Raw genomic sequence first — 17501 nt, 5'->3', positions numbered from 1 at the left:
ACACCCAGTGTGGTGGCGATAGCGAGAAGGATACACCTGTTCCCATGCCGAACACAGAAGTTAAGCTTCTTAGCGCCGATTGTAGTGAAGGGTTTCCCTTTGTGAGAGTAGGACGTCGCCACGCTAAGTGTTATTCCGGCATAGCTCAGTTGGTAGTAGCGCATGACTGTTAATCATGATGTCGTAGGTTCGAGTCCTACTGCCGGAGTTTTAAAGCGAAAATTAATTTTTTCGCTTTTTTTTTGTTTATAAGAGCATAACCAAGTAAATGATTCTATGTCAACTAGTATTGATGAAGAACAAAATCCAAAGCTTTTAGTAGTACTGGCTATATTTTTATATTTGAAAAAATATTTTCCAGAATAATTTTTGATTAAAGGGGTTCTTTTTTGCTATATTTTTCATTTTAGGGTATTTTTGAATGGTAAATGGTTAAGCAAAATAAAAATCATTAAAGAAGTCAATCTAACAATTTTGTCATATTGTGTCTGTTTTTTCTGAAATGTAGTGAGTAATTCCTTTTTTTTGTTATAATAAATAATGAGACTTTAGTTTGAATCAAGATTGTTCAAATTATGATATAATGAGTTTGGTTTTAATGAGGAGATGTAATATTGAAAGTACTGCTTTATTTTGAAGGCGAAAAAATTTTAGCAAAGTCAGGTATAGGTCGAGCATTAGATCATCAGAAACGAGCACTTTCTGATGTGGGAATCGAGTATACGTTAGATGCTAACTGTTTAGATTATGATATTTTGCATATTAATACTTATGGTATTAATAGCCACAATATGGTTAATAAAGCAAAAAAACATGGTAAGAAAATTATTTATCATGCACATTCAACAGAAGAGGATTTTAGAAATTCATTTGTGGGCTCTAACCAATTATCCCCTTTAGTTAAAAAATATTTAATTAGTTTGTATACAAAAGCAGATTATTTAATAACACCTACGCCATACTCGAAAAAATTATTAGAAAATTACGGTATAAAAGTTCCAATATCAGCAATCTCTAATGGAATTGATTTAGATAGATTCCAATCTTCTTCGGTAAAAGAAGAAAAATTTAGAGAATATTTTTCAATTGAATCTAATCAAAAAGTTATCATCTCAGTCGGATTATATTTTGAGCGAAAAGGTCTTATTGATTTTGTTGAGTTAGCTAAGAACTTTCCCGATTATCGTTTTATTTGGTTTGGGCATACTCCTATGTATTCTATCCCAAAAAATATTCGCACAATCGTTAAGGAAGATCATCCTAGTAATGTTGAATTTCCAGGCTATATAAAAGGAGACATCATTGAGGGAGCTTATTCTGCAGCTGATTTATTCTTTTTTCCATCTTATGAAGAGACAGAAGGCATTGTTATATTAGAAGCTTTAGCGAGTCGACAACAAGTATTAGTCAGAGATATTCCTGTCTATGAAGGCTGGTTAGAAGATGAAGTTAATTGTTATATGGGTAAAAATAATGACGAATTTCAACTATTAATCGAACAGCTTGTTGATCACCAATTACCAAGTACGACGAATGCTGGATATCAAGTGGCAGAATCAAAAAGCATCACAAGAATTGGACATGAATTAAAAGAAGTTTATGAAAAAGTTTTAAGCTCAAATTTAGTAGAAGAAAGTTCATAGAAGTAAAAAAAGTAAAATGGAGGAAAACATAGTGAAGGTCGGTTTTTTTACAGATACATACTTTCCGCAGGTCAGCGGAGTGGCAACATCAATTCAAACCCTCAAAGATCAGTTGGAACAAAGAGGTCATCAAGTTTATATTTTTACAACAACAGATCCAAATGCGAAAGAATTTGAAGAAGATGTTATTCGCATGCCTAGTGTTCCATTTGTATCTTTTAAAGATCGTCGGATTGTGGTACGTGGAATGTGGTATGCTTACCTAATAGCTAAAGAGCTAGAGTTAGATTTGATTCATACGCATACTGAATTTGGTGCAGGTATGTTAGGAAAAATGGTTGCAAAAAAAATGAAAATTCCTGTTATTCACACATACCATACAATGTACGAGGATTATTTGCATTATATAGCTAAAGGAAAAGTCCTTCGTCCAACCCACGTAAAATATTTTTCACGTATCTTTACAAATCATACTACGGGTGTTGTTTGTCCAAGTGAACGTGTTATTGATAAATTAAAAGAATATGGCGTAAAAACCCATATGAGAATTATTCCAACGGGGATTGAAATTGAAAAATTTAAAAGACCCGATATCACTGTAGCAATGAGAAATGAACTGAGAAATGAGCTAGGATTAACAGAAGATCATATAATGATCTTATCGTTAAGCCGAATTTCTTATGAGAAAAATATTCAAGCTATTATGAATGGACTCCCTCAAGTTTTCGAACATTTCCCGAATGCTCGTTTTGTGGTAGTAGGAAATGGTCCTTATGTAGGGGCACTCAAAGAATTAGCTCAAGATTTGAATATTGCTGATTTTGTTTATTTTGTTGGAGAAGTTGCAAATGATAAAGTTGCAATTTACTACAAAGCGGCTGATTATTTTGTTAGTGCTTCAAAATCGGAAACACAAGGGTTGACTTATACTGAGGCGATGGCTTCTGGCGTTCAATGTGTGGTAGAAGGAAATGCGTATTTAAATAATTTATTTGATGATGATTCATTAGGAAAAACCTTTGAAACAGATGAAGAGTTTGCAGAGACTTTTATTGAATATGTGGAATCTAAGATTGAAATGGATCAAGCGGTATTGGAAAATAAGTTACATGAAATTTCTGCTGAATATTTTGGTGAAAAGATATTGAATTATTATGAAGATATGATTGATTATTATCAAAGTATGGTTTTTGAAAAAGAAGCTTCTGATTCTATCGAAAAGATTAAAGTAAAATTTACTTCTTTAAGAAAATAAATATAAAATGAATGTAAAACCTCTGTTCTTAGTTTATACTGAGTGATAGAGGTTTTTTTATCGATAGGGGGAAATTTAGATGAAGAAAATAGGTTTTATTGGAACTGGCGTAATGGGCGCTTCAATCATTCAAAATATGCTAAAAAGTGGTTTAAGCGTTAATGTTTTCAACCGTACAAAAAGCAAAACTGATCAGTTAGTTCAAGCAGGAGCAGTCTGGAAGGACTCACCTAAAGAGATTGTAGAGGATAGTGAGATTATCTTCACCATGGTTGGTTTCCCTACGGATGTAGAAACAATCTATTTTGGCGAAACTGGTATTTTTGAAGCTGATTTTACAGGGAAAATAGCAGTTGATTTGACAACGAGCACGCCAACATTAGCTGAAAAAATTGCATTAAGAGCACAAGAACTAGGTGGAGAGGCTTTGGATGCGCCTGTTTCTGGAGGCGATTTAGGAGCTAAAAATGCGACATTGACAATTATGGTAGGTGGGTCAGAAAAAGCGTATCAAGAAGTGTTATCAATTTTTGATGTGATTGGAAAAACGTTTGAATTACATGGTGGTGCAGGCAAGGGACAACATACCAAAATGGCTAATCAAATTATGGTAGCCGGTACAATGACAGGGATGACAGAAATGTTGGTTTATGCAAATCAAGCTGGCTTGAATTTAGAAAAAGTCGTTGAAACGGTTTCTGGTGGAAGTGCAGCAAATTGGTCATTAAGTAATTATAGTCCAAGGATTTTAAAAGAAGATTATACTCCTGGCTTTTTTGTTAAACATTTTATTAAGGATTTAAAGATTGCTTTGGACGAAGCGAAGAAGATGAACCTATCTTTACCTGCAACCAAATTAGCAGAAGAACTGTATGTAAAGCTTGCAAATAAAGGCTTTTCTGATGACGGGACCCAAGCGTTGATCAAATTATGGTGGGCTGATGGAATCGTCCCAAATATGGAAGATTAAAGAATAGAAAAAAAATAAAAAAATTTGGATAAAAATCATGCACGATTGCCAATGTTTTGATACAATGGTACAGAACTAGTTTGCAAAAGGAGGCCCATTCATGAAACATTCACAACTTGTGGCGATTATTAAGAGACTCGAAGCAATGACGGAAGCAACTGATAACGAAATTCAAGTTCGTCGTTTTGAGCGCGAAGGTGTCGAGAAATGTATCGTAAACTATGATAAATCAACAGAAACTTTTGATTTAACTGAAACTGACTCACAACAAAGTTATCAATTTGATAATATTGATATTGTGGCAATGGAAATTTATGATTTAATTCAATAATTAAATGAATAAATTGGTTAATGAAAACGATAAAAACCTGTTAGGAACAAGTTACTAATGTTCACAGGTTTTTATCGTTTATTTGTTTATTAAGCTGATTCGACAGTCAGTTCCTCAAAGATAGCTTTAACGGTTGTGATTCCATTTAATCGATAAGCATTTGTACTAGCAAAAACTAAGGATTGACTTGGATCACCATTGACGGCATTCAGTAAAGCAGTTGAGATGCAATAAGGAATTGTTTTCCGATCACAATGTTTGTACGAAAGACAGCTACGACATTTTTCAACTGGAATTTGTTCTTTTTGAATTCTTTCAGTAAAAGCATTTTTTATAGCTCTGCCAGGCATACCAACTGGACTTTTGATTACAATGATATCTTCTTTTGTTGCATGAACGTAAGCATCTTTATATTTTTTAGGGGCATCACATTCTTCTGTTGTGACAAATCTGGTAGCCATCTGAACACCAGAACAACCTAAATTCATATAATGATCAATATCAGACCGATCAAATACGCCTCCTGCGAAAATAACTGGAATTTTTTGTTGAAATTCTTTTTCATAAAGTTGAACAGTAGCCAAAATTTTAAGGACTTCTTGATCCATAGTTTCAATATTTTTATCAAGCTGATCGGCTTTAAAACCTAAATGACCACCAGCCTTCGGCCCTTCGATTACAATAAAATCAGCCGTTCGCTGATAACGTTTTTTCCATAAATTCAGTAAAACCTTTGTCGCTTTATCCGAAGAGACAATCGGAGCAATTTTGGTTTTACTTCCCGCAACTAATTCCGGTAAATCAACAGGAAGTCCAGCACCAGAAATAATTACGTCAGCACCAACTTCAACACATTTTTTCACATAACGGTCATAATGAAACGTAGCAGCCATGATATTAAAACCAATCAGTCCGCCTTCAGCAATTTTTTTTGCTTGATCAAATTGTTTTTCTATTGCCTCCATATTTGCTCTCATGGAAGATTTCTCAAATAATTCTTCTCGATAGCCAATTTGAGCTGTCGATAAAATACCAATACCGCCTTCTCGAGCTACAGCACCTGCTAAATTGGCTAAACTTATACCGATTCCCATACCGCCTTGAATAATCGGAACTTTTGCTTCAAGGTTGCCTATTACTAATGGTTTTAAAGACATGATCTGCTCCTTTTATTTTTAAAATTAAGTAAAAAATAGAAATATTTTGATAATCAAACTAATTCTAAATATAGTTGAGCGTTTGAAGTCTGTCAAATGTTTTTAGGTAATATCAACGATTTTTTATAAAAAGTTCATTTTGTCATTAAGAAAATATAAAAAACAAATTTTTTACTTGCATTCTATTTTCATATGCGATATAGTTTGAACATCAAATGTTTTGATAATCAAACTATATGGACGGTGCTCAAATGGAACCTAATCTAGAAACAATTAATGATTACTTAGTCAATGTCTTTAACGATATCTTGACTATCGAAGAATCAGAATTAAAAAAATCACGCTTTAAAGATTTATCCATCACTGAGATGCACACGATAGAAGCTATTGGTATGTATAAAAGAAAAACGTCTACAGAAGTTGCTCGTGAATTATCAATTACAGTTGGTACGTTAACAGTAGCTATCAATAATCTAGTAAAGAAAGAATATGTTGAACGCATTAGAAGTGAAGATGACCGTCGAGTGGTCAAACTTGGTTTAACGAAAAAAGGAAAACTACTTTATCGAATCCATCAGCATTTCCATCGAGAAATGGTTAAAAATATCTTAGCAGGTATGGAAAAAGATGAAGAAAAAGCCTTATTAAAAGCATTGAAAAATCTACATGATTTTTTACAGGAATATAAGTAAAAGTGAGGACCAAGATGGATCAGTATACAAAAATAAGTTGTACGGCGCGCTATGTACCAAATAATGTAGTGACAAACGATCAACTTTCAAAAATAATGGATACTTCAGATGAATGGATATCTAGTCGGACAGGAATTCGTTCTCGACACATTTCAATTGATGAAAATACATCTGATTTATGTACTAAAGTCGCTGAGAAGTTACTTGAAAAATCTGGTAAAAAGCCGAATGAAATAGATTTTATTATTGTAGCTACAATGACCCCAGATTTTGGAACTCCTTCTGTAGCTTGCCAAATACAAGGACGGATTGGAGCGCATCAAGCTTTTGCTTTCGATATTAGTGCGGCTTGTTCTGGGTTTGTTTATGGCCTAAGCGTTGCCGATAAATTGATTCAAACAGGTAAAAAAATCGGTTTGGTGATTGGCGGCGAGACGTTATCTAAAGTTATTGACTGGCAAGATCGTACGACAGCTGTGTTGTTTGGCGATGGTGCGGCGGGTGTTTTAGTCGAAGCTGATAAATCGCAGCACTTCTTGAATGAACAGCTTTGTTCAGATGGCACGCGCAGTGAATCATTGACTTCTGGTTATGCAGAAAATGCCAATCCTTATTATAAGGATAAGGAAATACAACAAGCTTCAAAATATTTAAAAATGAATGGTCGCCATATTTATGATTTTTCATTAAAGGATGTCACTAAAAATATTCAAGATATTTTGACAGACAAAAAAGAAACGATTGATTATCTTTTGTTGCATCAAGCGAATAAAAGAATCATTGATAAAATTTCCAAAAAGTTAGCTATTCCTAGAGAAAAATTCTTAACGAATATGGAAACGAACGGCAATACTTCTGCTGCGAGTATTCCACTTTTACTCGATGAATCAATCGAAAGCGGCATTTTAAAATTAGGAACCAACCAAAAAATTGTGTTAACAGGTTATGGTGGTGGTTTAACTTGGGGATCACTCTTAGTTACACTTTAAAACCTGTTGCTATATAAATTAAATTAAAAAATTATTGGAGGAATCATACACATGGTATTCGAAAAAATTCAAGCAATTATTGTAGAAGAGTTAGGTAAAGATCCTGAGGAAGTTACATTAACAACAAATATTCAAGAAGAATTAGATGCAGATAGTTTAGATTTATTCCAAATCATTAATGAAATAGAAGATGCTTTCGACGTGAAAATCGAAACAGAAGATGGTTTTACAACGGTTCAAGATCTAGTAACTTATGTTGAAGGTCAACAAGCAAAATAATAAAAAAAGTAAATGAAGGAAGTGGGAAGATATGAATCCCACTCCTTTGTTTTACGTTAATAAATAGAAATATCGAACTAGAAAACTTGCCATTATTTTATTTACCAAATTCGTATAAATAGCGTATTTATAAAAATTTTAATCATAGAAACAATCGGTAGTTGAAAAATCATTGTAACGAAAACAAATAAATTCCTTAGTAATTAGATAGTCTTCGTTCAATTAAATATATATAGAAAATAACTCAAAAATTTGTGAGTAAGCTTTGCCTGAAAGAATTTTAATTAAGAAAAAAATGATAGATGAATAGATAATAAGTAGTGATTTGTTTAGAAAAAGGAGATACGTACATGAAAACAGCTTTTGTCTTTAGCGGTCAAGGCGCTCAATATGTTGATATGGGAAAAGAACTTTATGAACAAGAAGCAATTGTTCGAGAAACATTTAAGGAAGCTAGTGACGTTTTAGGATATGATATGGCTGATTTATGTTTTACCGAAAACGATCGTCTAAATGAAACAAGTTATACACAACCAGCGATTTTAACGGTAAGTATTGCTTTTTATCGTTTGTTAAAAGAGAAAGGCTATCAGCCAGATGTTGTAGCGGGATTAAGTTTAGGTGAATACTCTGCGTTAGTTGTAAGCGGAGGACTTTCATTTAAGGAAGCTGTTGCATTAGTTGCTAAACGTGGTCGTTTTATGACGGAAGCAGCTCCAACAGGGACTGGAAAAATGGTTGCAATCATGAATGCTGATCGTTCGTTGATTGAAGAATGTTGTAATGAGGCTAGTACAGAAGGAATCGTTTCACCTGCAAATTACAATACACCACAACAAATCGTAATTGGGGGAGAAGTCGGTGCAGTAGATAAAGCGGTTGAATTGCTAAAAGAAAAGGGCGTAAAACGAATGATTCCTTTAAAAGTTAGTGGACCGTTCCATACTGCGTTGCTTCAACCTGCGGCAAATCAGCTTGCTACTGAATTAGCAAAAACTAATTTTGCTGATTTACAGATTCCAGTAATTAGTAATACAACCGCTGAAGTGATGGAACAAGCGGAAATCAAAAATTTACTTGAAAAACAAGTTATGTCAGCTGTTCTTTTTGCGGATAGTATAGAGACGATGAAATCGATGGGGATTGATACAATTGTTGAAATCGGCCCAGGTAAAACATTGACTGGTTTCATAAAAAAAATTGATAAGGAAATAAAAACGGCTCGTGTAGAAGATCGTGAAACGTTAGAAGAAGCAATTAACTGTTTAAATGGAGGGAAATGATGAGTTTAAAAGGGCAAAATGTATTTATTACAGGTAGTACACGTGGCATTGGAAAAGCCATCGCATTAGCTTTCGCAAAAGAAGGAGCAAATATTGCTTTGAATGGTCGAGGAGAAATCGCTGCTGAACAAATAGCTGAAATCGAAGCGCTAGGCGTTAAATGCATTGGAGTTTCTGGAGATATTGCTGATTTTGATGCTGCTGGTGAGATGATTCAAAAAGTAGTAGATGAATTAGGCTCGATTGATGTACTAGTAAATAATGCGGGTGTAACAAATGACAAATTACTACTAAGAATGAGTGAAGCTGATTTTTCTCGTTGTATTCAAATTAATTTAACAGGGACATTCAATATGACTCAGCACGCGATTAAACGAATGATGAAGCAACGTAGCGGAAAAATTATCAACATGACAAGTGTAGTTGGTTTGACAGGAAATGTTGGACAAGCAAATTATGCAGCTAGTAAAGCTGGTGTAGTTGGTTTGACTAAATCAGTTGCTCGAGAAGCAGCAGCAAGAGGAATTACCTGTAATGCAATTGCGCCAGGATTTATTCAAACTGAGATGACAGATGTTTTATCAGATAAAATCAAAGAACAAATGGCTCAACAAATCCCATTAAATTCTTTTGGACAAGTAGAAGATGTTGCAAATACGGCGCTATTTTTAGCTAAAAGTCCTTATATTACAGGACAAGTAGTGAATGTGGATGGCGGATTAGTTATGCAAGGATAGATAACTTTGAAAGGAGCAATAAAATTGAATCGTGTAGTGATTACAGGTTACGGTGTGGCATCACCAATTGGAAATGATGCAGACACATTTTTAGAAAGTTTAAAAACAGGAAAAAATGGGATTGGTCCAATTACTAAATTCGATGCAGCTGAAACTGGTATTACAGTGGCTGCTGAAGTAAAAGATTTTCCTTTCGATAAATATTTTGTCAAAAAAGATGCTAAAAGAATGGATTCATTTTCTCTTTTTGGCATTTATGCGGCATTAGAAGCGTTAGAAATGAGTCAATTAGATACTGAAAAAATCGATGTTGATCGTTTTGGTGTAATGGTTGGTTCTGGAATTGGTGGTTTACAAACAATTCAAGATCAAGTGACGCGAATGAATGAAAAAGGACCGAAACGTGTGGCACCTTTATTTATTCCAATGGCGATTGGAAATATGGCTGCGGGAAATATTGCGTTACGAGTAGGTGCTAGAGGGATTTGTACAGCAACTGTAACGGCATGTGCAACGGCTAATAATTCAATTGGAGAAGCATTTAGAAATATTAAACATGGTTATTCAGATGTATTATTGGCAGGTGGCGCTGAAGCTTCAATTACTGAAATCGGGATTGCTGGTTTTGCTTCGTTGACAGCAGTGACATCTGAAGAAGATCCTAACAAAGCGTCTATTCCATTTGATGAAAAGCGCAATGGTTTTGTAATGGGCGAAGGAGCAGCTGTTTTAGTCTTAGAATCTTTAGAACATGCTCAAAAACGTGGTGCTAAGATTTTAGGTGAAATTACTGGTTATGGCTCTAATTGTGATGCTTATCATATGACTTCTCCAAGACCTGATGGTAGTGGTGCTGCTAAAGCGATGAAATTAGCTATGGAAGAAGCAGGCATCGAAGGTACTGATGTAGGGTATATAAATGCTCATGGAACAAGTACACCATCAAATGATGTGGCAGAAACAAAAGCAATTCAATCAGCTTTGGGTGATGAAGCAGCTAAAAAGGTTAAAGTAAGTAGTACGAAGAGTATGACAGGGCATGCTTTGGGGGCAACGGGCGGAATTGAAGCCATTGCAACATTAAATGCTTTGCAACATCAATTTATTCCACCGACCATTAATGTTGACCAAGTAGATAAAGAAATCGAAATCGAAATTGTGACGAACGAACCTCAAGATCATACGTTTGATTATGCGTTGACTAATTCATTTGGTTTTGGTGGTCATAATGCAGTTCTTTGTTTAAAACGCTGGGAGGATTAACATGAATATTCAAGAAGTCAAAGAATTATTAACACAATTCGATCAATCAACCGTAAATGAATTTGAATTAAAAGAGGGTTCATTTGCTTTATATATGAATAAAAATAAACTTTCTCAAAAATCTGTTTCAAATCCAGTGCCAAATGTAGCTACTGTGACAGAAACGATTGTTCAAGAACCTAGTATTCCTACCTCTTCTATTGTAACGGAAGAAAAAACTACTCCAGTAACAACAGAAACTAAACCATCAGGGAATACAGAGGATATTGTATCACCAATTGTTGGAATTGTTTATTTAAAACCTGCACCTGATCAAGATAATTTCAAAAAAATTGGCGATACAGTTAAAAAAGGTGAGATTATCTGTATTGTTGAAGCAATGAAGTTGATGAATGAAATTACGGCAACCGTAGATGGCGTGATTACTGAAGTTTTAGTTAGTAATGAAGAAGTTGTTGAATTTAATCAACCGCTATTCCGCGTTTCTAAAGGAGAATGATAATGAATACACAAGAAATCATGGATATTATCCCTCACCGCTACCCTTTTCTTTTATTAGATACGGTTGAGGAACTTGTAGCTGGCGAAAAAGTTATTGCTAAAAAAAATGTAACGATAAATGAAGAGTTTTTCCAAGGGCATTTCCCAGGAAACCCAACGATGCCAGGTGTTTTAATTGTGGAAGCAATGGCTCAAGCTGGAGCAGTTGCATTATTGTCGTTACCAGATTTTAAAGGAAAAACCGCTTATTTTGGTGGCATCGATAAAGCAAAATTTAGACAAAAAGTAGTTCCTGGTGATACATTGATTTTTGAAGTCGAAATCATTAAAGTAAGATCAATGGCAGGAGTCGGTAAAGGAATCGCAACAGTTAATGGAAAAAAAGTTGCGGAGGCCGAATTAACCTTTATGATTGGATAGGTGACATATGTTTTCAAAAGTTTTAATTGCTAATCGTGGCGAAATTGCAGTCAGAATCATTCGTGCATGTCGAGAATTAGGTATTCAGACAGTCGCTGTTTATTCAGAAGCAGATAAAGATGCGCTTCATACACAATTAGCGGATGAATCAATTTGTATTGGTCCTGCTAAGGCAGTGGATTCATATTTAAATGTGCAGCATGTTTTAAGTGCTGCAATCGTAACTAACGCAGAGGCAATCCATCCTGGATTTGGTTTCTTATCTGAAAATAGTCAATTTGCAGCAATGTGTGAGGAATGTAATATCACGTTTATTGGTCCAAGTGCCAAAACGATTGATGCGATGGGAAACAAGATCAATGCACGACGCTTGATGCAAGAAGCAAAAGTTCCTGTAATTCCTGGAAGTGAAGGGGTAATTAACTCCGTCGAAGAAGCATTGACAATTGCTGGTTCGATTGGTTATCCTGTGATGCTTAAGGCTGCGGCTGGTGGCGGTGGTAAGGGAATTCGAAAAGTGTTAACGAAAGAAGAATTACCCCAACATTTTACATCTGCTCAACAAGAGGCAAAAGCTGCTTTTGGCAATGATGATATGTATATTGAAAAAATTATCTATCCAGCGAGACACATAGAAGTGCAAATTTTAGGTGACAATTATGGGCATGTGATTCATTTAGGTGAACGAGATTGTTCATTGCAACGGAATAATCAAAAGGTTCTTGAGGAATCTCCTTCTGTGATCATGTCTGAAGAGAAACGTCGATTGATTGGTGAAACAGCTGTGCGAGCAGCGAAAGCAGTCAATTATCAAAATGCTGGTACAATTGAATTTTTGATGGATAAATCGGGCGAATTTTATTTTATGGAAATGAATACTCGAATTCAAGTTGAACATCCAGTAACAGAAATGGTAACAGGAGTCGATTTGGTCAAGGCACAATTAAAAATTGCGGCTGGCGAAGAGTTGCTAATCAAACAAGAAGATATTGTAATGACAGGTCATGCAATTGAATGTCGCATCAATGCGGAAAATCCAGCCTTCAACTTTGCACCATCACCAGGTAAAATCAATAATTTACTTTTACCGAGTGGCGGGATGGGGTTACGAGTGGATAGTGCGATGTATACTGGTTATACGATTCCACCATACTATGATTCTATGATTGCTAAAGTGATTGTTCATGGAGAAGATCGTTTTGATGCGTTAATGAAAATGCAACGAGCATTAACAGAAATTGTTACGGATGGTGTCGTTACAAATGCTGAATTTCAATTAGATTTAATCGCTCATGACCAAGTAGTCGCTGGTGATTATGATACGAGTTTTTTACAAGAAACTTTTTTACCTAATTGGAAACCAGTCAATGAAAACTAAAAAATAAGTGATTAATTCTTGCCGGTTACACAGATAGATGAATTTTATGAACCAACAAGAAGAGCAAGGAGTAAGTAGATGGGGTTATTTAAAAAGAAAAACTACATTCGAATCAATCCAAATCGTGAAGTCGATCAACTTTCTTCAAAAAAACCTGTAGTACCTGATAATATGTGGGCAAAGTGTCCTTCTTGTAAACGAACACTTTATACTAAGGATATGGGAACTGAAAAAGTTTGTCCCTATTGCGGGTATAGTTTTAGAATTGGAGCATGGGTGCGTCTCTCGCTAACTGTGGATGAAAAAAGCTTTGAAGAGTGGGATTCTGATATAGTAACCAAAGATCCATTAAATTTTCCTGGCTATCTAGACAAAATAGCACAAATGCAGGAAAAAACCGATTTAAGCGAAGCAGTTTTGACTGGTAGTGCAACAATCGACGGTCAAAAAATTGCGATTGGTATTATGGACGCTAACTTTATCATGGGTAGTATGGGAACTGTAGTCGGTGAAAAAATCACTCGTTTATTCGAACGTGCCTTGAAAGAACAGCTACCTGTGATTATTTTTACTGCCTCAGGTGGTGCTAGAATGCAAGAAGGAATCTTGTCTTTGATGCAAATGGCAAAAATCTCAGCTGCTGTTAAACGTCATAGTAATGCAGGGTTACTTTATATTACTGTATTGACTGATCCGACAACGGGTGGTGTGACGGCGAGTTTTGCGATGGAAGGCGATATTATTTTAGCTGAACCACAAAGCTTAGTTGGTTTTGCTGGTCGTCGTGTAATTGAACAAACGATTCGTCAAAAGCTACCAGATGATTTCCAAAAAGCAGAATTTTTATTGGAGCATGGTTTTGTTGATAAAATCGTGCCACGAAATCAGTTAAGAGACGTTCTGACAAAATTAGTTCGTTTGCATAGTATGGAAGGGTGGAATTAGACATGGAAAAAACAGCCAATGATATTGTCACCCTAGCTAGAGCGCAAGATCGCTTGACGACTTTAGACTATGTAGAAGCAGTCTTTGATGATTTTATAGAATTCCATGGAGATCGTTATTTTGCTGACGATTTAGCAATCGTTGGTGGAATTGCATCACTAGCAGGTAAACCAGTCACAGTAGTAGGAATTCAAAAAGGTCGTAATTTACCTGAAAATATTGAGCGAAACTTTGGAGCTCCTAACCCAGAAGGGTATCGTAAAGCGCTACGTTTGATGAAACAAGCCGAAAAATTTAATCGTCCAGTGGTGACGTTTATTAATACTGCGGGAGCTTATTGCGGGATTGGAGCGGAAGAACGTGGTGAAGGCGAAGCCATTGCCAGAAATTTATTAGAAATGTCCGATTTATCGGTTCCAATTATTTCGATTATTACTGGCGAAGGTGGAAGTGGTGGAGCATTAGCGTTAGCTTTGGCTGATGAAGTTTGGATGCTAGAGCATACCATTTATGCTATTTTATCACCGGAAGGTTTTGCCTCTATTTTGTGGAAAGATGGTAGCCGTGCCAAGGAAGCAGCGGAATTGATGAAGATTACAGCACAAGAGTTAAAAGAATTAGGTGTGGTTGATCGTGTGATTCCTGAAGAAATGAACGGCAAACCATTAGAGAGAACGAAAATAAATCGAATGATTCAAAAAGCGTTGATTGGTAAATTCAATGAATTAGCTCAAATCGATAAGGAATCATTGATTGAAAAACGGTATCAGCGTTTTCGTAAATATTAATAATAATCGACTACAATAAGAAGTAGGATGATTTCAAGAACCTAGACGATAAGATAACGAATCAAATCGCTAGGTTTTTTTGTTGTTTTTATTATTTGTAAACTTAGGTAGGGAGGTTGGGACAGAAGTAGCTCTTTCGTAAATAAGTCGAAGTTTCTCAGAACTAACTGCTTTTACCTCAATCTCAGCTTTGAGAAAGCTTTTTCGCTAGAGTCTTTTCAATCTGTCGCTTACTTTTTTTGATTACAATTGCATGTTTTTGAATAAAAATTCATTTAATTGAATAAAATGGATGAATTTTCATTTAGAGTATGTTATGATGTATATATCAAGAGAATAATTGAATAAAAAATGAAGGAGAATGACTAATGAAAAAGTTTAAAATAATGGCAATATTGGGTGTACTACTATTTTTGGTGGCAGGATGCGGCAGTAGTGGGGGAACAAAGGATTCTAAAAATGAAGATAAAGCAAGTAGTGAAGATCTTTTAAAGAAAATCAAAGATAAAGGAACGATTGTTGTCGGAACTTCAGCAGATTTCGCTCCTTTTGAATTTAAAACTTTAGTGGACGGCAAAGATACGATTGTCGGTTCAGATATCGAAATGGTTAAAGAAATCGCTAAAAAAATGGGTGTTAAAGTAGAATTTATGGACATGCAGTTTGATGCTGTATTAGTGGCGTTGCAACAAGGAAAAGTTGATATTGCGGTATCGGGGATTTCGGCTACGCCAGAGCGTCAAAAAACATTTGATTTCTCAACACCTTACTACAATCCGCCGCAACGTGTAGTAATCAATAAAAAGAATAAAGATGTGTTTACTTCAATTGATTCATTAAAAGGTAAAAAAGTTGGGGCACAAAAAGGTTCAATTCAAGAGGGTGTAGTTAAAGCGCAATTACCAGATGTTCAAACGGTAGCAATTCCACGTGTACCTAATTTGATTGTTGAATTAAATCAAGGATCAATCGATGCATTAGTGCTTGAAGAAACGATTGCAGAATCTTATATCAGCCAAAATCCAGATTTAATGTTTGCTAATATTGAATTGAAATCTAGCGAAGATGAAGCCTTTGCGATTGCAATGCCAAAAGATGCTGGAACTTTAAAAACTGAGATTGATGATATTTTAAAAGAAATGATTAAAGATGGCTCCATCGATACTTATGTAAAAAATGCAATGGAACTTGCAGATAAAAATGCGGAATAGAATGGAGAAATAACATGGATTTTTCTTTCTTAAGTCAATATGGACAATACTTTTTTTCAGGGTCAATTGTGACCCTGATCATTTCAGTTATTACAGTTTTTTTCGGGACACTATTAGGTGTCCTGATTGCTCTTTTAAAATTATCAAAATTATCTCCATTGCGTTGGATAGCGAATATCTATATTGAGATTTTTCGTGGAACGCCAATGTTGATTCAAATTTTGATTGGTTTTGGTATGTTGCAAAATCATTTTCCATCGATTAATGTACCCATTGGGATATTGACAATTGATTTGGGCCGTTTGATTCCTGGGATGATTGTGTTGTCTTTAAATTCAGGTGCCTATGTAGCAGAAATCGTACGTGCGGGGATTAGTGCAGTAAATTTTGGTCAAACCGAAGCGGCACATTCATTAGGGTTGAGACCGTTGCAAACAATGCGTTACGTTGTTTTACCACAAGCGTTGAGAAATATTTTACCAGCATTAGGGAATGAATTTATTATCTTAATCAAAGATTCGTCTCTATTATCGATTATTGGGATTAACGAATTATTAAGTAGCGCCCAAACAGTTATTTCAAGTACATATATCCCGCTAGAGCCTTATTATGTTGCAGCCATCATTTATTTCATCATGACCTTTATAACTTCTAGAGTGCTGTCTTTATTTGAAAAGAAATTGGGAAAAGGATATCAACGATAGGAGGACAAAGTAAATGACGAATGAATTAATTATTGTTGAAAATCTACATAAGAGTTTCGGTAAAAACGAAGTGTTAAAAGGGATTGACTATAAAGTGAAAAATGGTGAAGTAACAGTGGTCATCGGCCCTTCTGGTTCTGGAAAAAGTACGTTTTTACGTTGTTTGAATTTATTAGAAGTACCGACAGGCGGTCATATTTTTTTTGAAGGGAAAGATATTACGGATAAATCAAATGATATTTTTACAATGCGTGAAAAAATGGGGATGGTTTTTCAACAATTTAATTTATTTCCTAATATGACGATTTTAGATAATATTACTTTATCGCCAATTAAAGTTAAAAAGATGTCAAAATCAGAAGCAGAATCCAAGGCCTATCAGTTATTAGAAAAAGTTGGTTTGACAGACAAAGCTAAGGCCTATCCCCAATCTCTATCTGGTGGACAACAGCAACGAATCGCAATTGCTAGAGCTTTAGCGATGGAACCAGATGTAATGTTGTTTGATGAACCGACCTCAGCTTTAGATCCAGAAATGGTTGGTGAAGTTCTTGGTGTAATGAAGGAGCTAGTTAGTGAAGGGATGACGATGGTGATTGTAACTCATGAAATGGGCTTTGCAAAAGAAGTAGGGGATACAGTTTTATTCATGGATGAAGGAATTGTTATGGAAAAAGGAACTCCTACAGAAATTTTTGAAGAACCAAAGAATCCTAGAACGATTGATTTCTTATCTAAAGTATTATAAAAGATTTTGAAAACGGACGACTGATTTGAAATTAAATCACTAAATAAAAAGAACAGTTAAGGTAAAACTCAATTGTAGTTTTGTTTTGACTGTTTTTTTTGTGCGGTAACTACAAAACGATGAGAGTGAAAGTAATTACAGGCATTTATAGAAATTTTCCTTAAAATACAGTATAATAAACCACGAGAGATCGAGCCAAAAGTAGAG

At 35.1% G+C, this 17501-nt stretch carries 19 protein-coding genes, 1 tRNA gene and 1 rRNA gene; 20 read left to right on the top strand and 1 reads right to left on the bottom strand.

Annotated features, from left to right (window positions below; all coding sequences use genetic code 11):
* Positions 1-8: 8 nt before the first annotated feature.
* From rrf to ACYSNW_RS03110, 6 genes are all read left to right on the top strand, one after another.
* Positions 9-124 (top strand): 5S ribosomal RNA (gene rrf / locus ACYSNW_RS03135).
* 10 nt (positions 125-134) lie between these two features.
* A tRNA-Asn gene (locus tag ACYSNW_RS03130) sits at positions 135-208 on the top strand.
* Between the two features lie 406 nt (positions 209-614).
* A complete protein-coding gene (locus tag ACYSNW_RS03125; protein ID WP_461742979.1) occupies positions 615-1643 on the top strand; it encodes a glycosyltransferase in 1029 nt (342 codons plus the stop codon).
* 31 nt (positions 1644-1674) lie between these two features.
* A complete protein-coding gene (locus ACYSNW_RS03120; RefSeq protein ID WP_461742978.1) occupies positions 1675-2898 on the top strand; it encodes a glycosyltransferase family 4 protein in 1224 nt (407 codons plus the stop codon).
* A gap of 79 nt (positions 2899-2977) precedes the next feature.
* The gene (locus tag ACYSNW_RS03115; protein ID WP_461742977.1) at positions 2978-3868 is read left to right on the top strand and encodes an NAD(P)-dependent oxidoreductase; all 891 of its coding nucleotides are present in this window, start codon (positions 2978-2980) and stop codon (positions 3866-3868) included.
* A 100-nt stretch (positions 3869-3968) separates the two neighbouring features.
* Entirely contained in the window at positions 3969-4199 is a 231-nt protein-coding gene (locus tag ACYSNW_RS03110; RefSeq protein ID WP_461742976.1) for a YkuJ family protein, read from the top strand.
* 89 nt (positions 4200-4288) lie between these two features.
* Here the strand turns inward: ACYSNW_RS03110 and ACYSNW_RS03105 are convergent, their stop codons facing one another.
* Positions 4289-5356 (bottom strand): NAD(P)H-dependent flavin oxidoreductase, encoded by a 1068-nt coding sequence (locus tag ACYSNW_RS03105; RefSeq protein WP_461742975.1) that lies wholly within the window; start codon positions 5354-5356, stop codon positions 4289-4291.
* A gap of 251 nt (positions 5357-5607) precedes the next feature.
* Here ACYSNW_RS03105 and fabT point away from each other — a divergent pair, with 251 nt between their 5' ends.
* The 14 genes from fabT (at position 5608) to ACYSNW_RS03035 (ending at position 17294) form a co-directional block, all read left to right on the top strand.
* Positions 5608-6048 carry a fatty acid biosynthesis transcriptional regulator FabT gene (gene fabT / locus ACYSNW_RS03100; RefSeq protein WP_461742974.1) on the top strand — a complete coding sequence of 147 codons (441 nt, stop codon included), beginning with the start codon at positions 5608-5610 and terminating at the stop codon, positions 6046-6048.
* Between the two features lie 14 nt (positions 6049-6062).
* A complete protein-coding gene (locus ACYSNW_RS03095) occupies positions 6063-7037 on the top strand; it encodes a beta-ketoacyl-ACP synthase III (protein WP_461742973.1) in 975 nt (324 codons plus the stop codon).
* A 51-nt stretch (positions 7038-7088) separates the two neighbouring features.
* Positions 7089-7316 (top strand): acyl carrier protein, encoded by a 228-nt coding sequence (locus ACYSNW_RS03090; protein ID WP_461742972.1) that lies wholly within the window; start codon positions 7089-7091, stop codon positions 7314-7316.
* Between the two features lie 350 nt (positions 7317-7666).
* Positions 7667-8599: an ACP S-malonyltransferase gene (gene fabD / locus ACYSNW_RS03085; protein ID WP_461742971.1), complete on the top strand. Its 933-nt coding sequence runs from the start codon at positions 7667-7669 to the stop codon at positions 8597-8599.
* Complete coding sequence (fabG, locus tag ACYSNW_RS03080; RefSeq protein ID WP_461742970.1) at positions 8599-9336, top strand: 3-oxoacyl-[acyl-carrier-protein] reductase; 738 nt, start codon at positions 8599-8601, stop codon at positions 9334-9336. Before fabD ends, fabG begins: the two co-directional genes overlap by 1 nt.
* A gap of 24 nt (positions 9337-9360) precedes the next feature.
* Positions 9361-10599 carry a beta-ketoacyl-ACP synthase II gene (fabF, locus tag ACYSNW_RS03075; protein ID WP_461742969.1) on the top strand — a complete coding sequence of 413 codons (1239 nt, stop codon included), beginning with the start codon at positions 9361-9363 and terminating at the stop codon, positions 10597-10599.
* A 1-nt stretch (position 10600) separates the two neighbouring features.
* Positions 10601-11098, top strand: coding sequence for an acetyl-CoA carboxylase biotin carboxyl carrier protein (gene accB, locus ACYSNW_RS03070; RefSeq protein WP_461742968.1), 498 nt, complete (start codon positions 10601-10603; stop codon positions 11096-11098).
* A 2-nt stretch (positions 11099-11100) separates the two neighbouring features.
* Positions 11101-11520 carry a 3-hydroxyacyl-ACP dehydratase FabZ gene (gene fabZ, locus ACYSNW_RS03065; protein WP_461742967.1) on the top strand — a complete coding sequence of 140 codons (420 nt, stop codon included), beginning with the start codon at positions 11101-11103 and terminating at the stop codon, positions 11518-11520.
* A 7-nt stretch (positions 11521-11527) separates the two neighbouring features.
* Positions 11528-12898, top strand: a complete 1371-nt coding sequence (locus tag ACYSNW_RS03060) for an acetyl-CoA carboxylase biotin carboxylase subunit (RefSeq protein ID WP_461742966.1) — start codon at positions 11528-11530, stop codon at positions 12896-12898.
* 78 nt (positions 12899-12976) lie between these two features.
* On the top strand, positions 12977-13843 hold the full coding sequence (accD, locus tag ACYSNW_RS03055; RefSeq protein ID WP_461742965.1) for an acetyl-CoA carboxylase, carboxyltransferase subunit beta: 867 nt from the start codon (positions 12977-12979) through the stop codon (positions 13841-13843).
* Between the two features lie 2 nt (positions 13844-13845).
* Positions 13846-14631: an acetyl-CoA carboxylase carboxyl transferase subunit alpha gene (locus ACYSNW_RS03050; RefSeq protein WP_461742964.1), complete on the top strand. Its 786-nt coding sequence runs from the start codon at positions 13846-13848 to the stop codon at positions 14629-14631.
* Between the two features lie 368 nt (positions 14632-14999).
* The gene (locus ACYSNW_RS03045; protein WP_461742963.1) at positions 15000-15842 is read left to right on the top strand and encodes a transporter substrate-binding domain-containing protein; all 843 of its coding nucleotides are present in this window, start codon (positions 15000-15002) and stop codon (positions 15840-15842) included.
* Positions 15843-15856: 14 nt separating this feature from the next.
* Positions 15857-16546, top strand: a complete 690-nt coding sequence (locus tag ACYSNW_RS03040; RefSeq protein ID WP_461742962.1) for an amino acid ABC transporter permease — start codon at positions 15857-15859, stop codon at positions 16544-16546.
* A 13-nt stretch (positions 16547-16559) separates the two neighbouring features.
* Positions 16560-17294 carry an amino acid ABC transporter ATP-binding protein gene (locus tag ACYSNW_RS03035; RefSeq protein ID WP_461742961.1) on the top strand — a complete coding sequence of 245 codons (735 nt, stop codon included), beginning with the start codon at positions 16560-16562 and terminating at the stop codon, positions 17292-17294.
* The last annotated feature ends 207 nt before the right edge of the window (positions 17295-17501 follow it).

The sequence above is a fragment of the Enterococcus sp. LJL99 genome (assembly GCF_054871725.1).
Note: the sequence above shows the minus strand (reverse complement) of the source record. Positions and strands in the feature narration are given on the sequence as shown.

Bases quoted from the DNA above. Each gene is read 5' to 3' on its own strand.
- fabZ (WP_461742967.1), top strand. From the start codon at position 11,101: ATGAATACACAAGAAATCATGGATATTATCCCTCACCGCTACCCTTTT.
- fabT (WP_461742974.1), top strand. From the start codon at position 5,608: ATGGAACCTAATCTAGAAACAATTAATGATTACTTAGTCAATGTCTTT.
- accB (WP_461742968.1), top strand. From the start codon at position 10,601: ATGAATATTCAAGAAGTCAAAGAATTATTAACACAATTCGATCAATCA.
- accD (WP_461742965.1), top strand. From the start codon at position 12,977: ATGGGGTTATTTAAAAAGAAAAACTACATTCGAATCAATCCAAATCGT.
- ACYSNW_RS03045 (WP_461742963.1), top strand. From the start codon at position 15,000: ATGAAAAAGTTTAAAATAATGGCAATATTGGGTGTACTACTATTTTTG.
- ACYSNW_RS03095 (WP_461742973.1), top strand. From the start codon at position 6,063: ATGGATCAGTATACAAAAATAAGTTGTACGGCGCGCTATGTACCAAAT.
- fabD (WP_461742971.1), top strand. From the start codon at position 7,667: ATGAAAACAGCTTTTGTCTTTAGCGGTCAAGGCGCTCAATATGTTGAT.
- ACYSNW_RS03060 (WP_461742966.1), top strand. From the start codon at position 11,528: ATGTTTTCAAAAGTTTTAATTGCTAATCGTGGCGAAATTGCAGTCAGA.
- ACYSNW_RS03090 (WP_461742972.1), top strand. From the start codon at position 7,089: ATGGTATTCGAAAAAATTCAAGCAATTATTGTAGAAGAGTTAGGTAAA.
- ACYSNW_RS03035 (WP_461742961.1), top strand. From the start codon at position 16,560: ATGACGAATGAATTAATTATTGTTGAAAATCTACATAAGAGTTTCGGT.
- ACYSNW_RS03050 (WP_461742964.1), top strand. From the start codon at position 13,846: ATGGAAAAAACAGCCAATGATATTGTCACCCTAGCTAGAGCGCAAGAT.
- fabG (WP_461742970.1), top strand. From the start codon at position 8,599: ATGAGTTTAAAAGGGCAAAATGTATTTATTACAGGTAGTACACGTGGC.
- ACYSNW_RS03105 (WP_461742975.1), bottom strand. From the start codon at position 5,356: ATGTCTTTAAAACCATTAGTAATAGGCAACCTTGAAGCAAAAGTTCCG.
- ACYSNW_RS03115 (WP_461742977.1), top strand. From the start codon at position 2,978: ATGAAGAAAATAGGTTTTATTGGAACTGGCGTAATGGGCGCTTCAATC.
- ACYSNW_RS03110 (WP_461742976.1), top strand. From the start codon at position 3,969: ATGAAACATTCACAACTTGTGGCGATTATTAAGAGACTCGAAGCAATG.
- ACYSNW_RS03040 (WP_461742962.1), top strand. From the start codon at position 15,857: ATGGATTTTTCTTTCTTAAGTCAATATGGACAATACTTTTTTTCAGGG.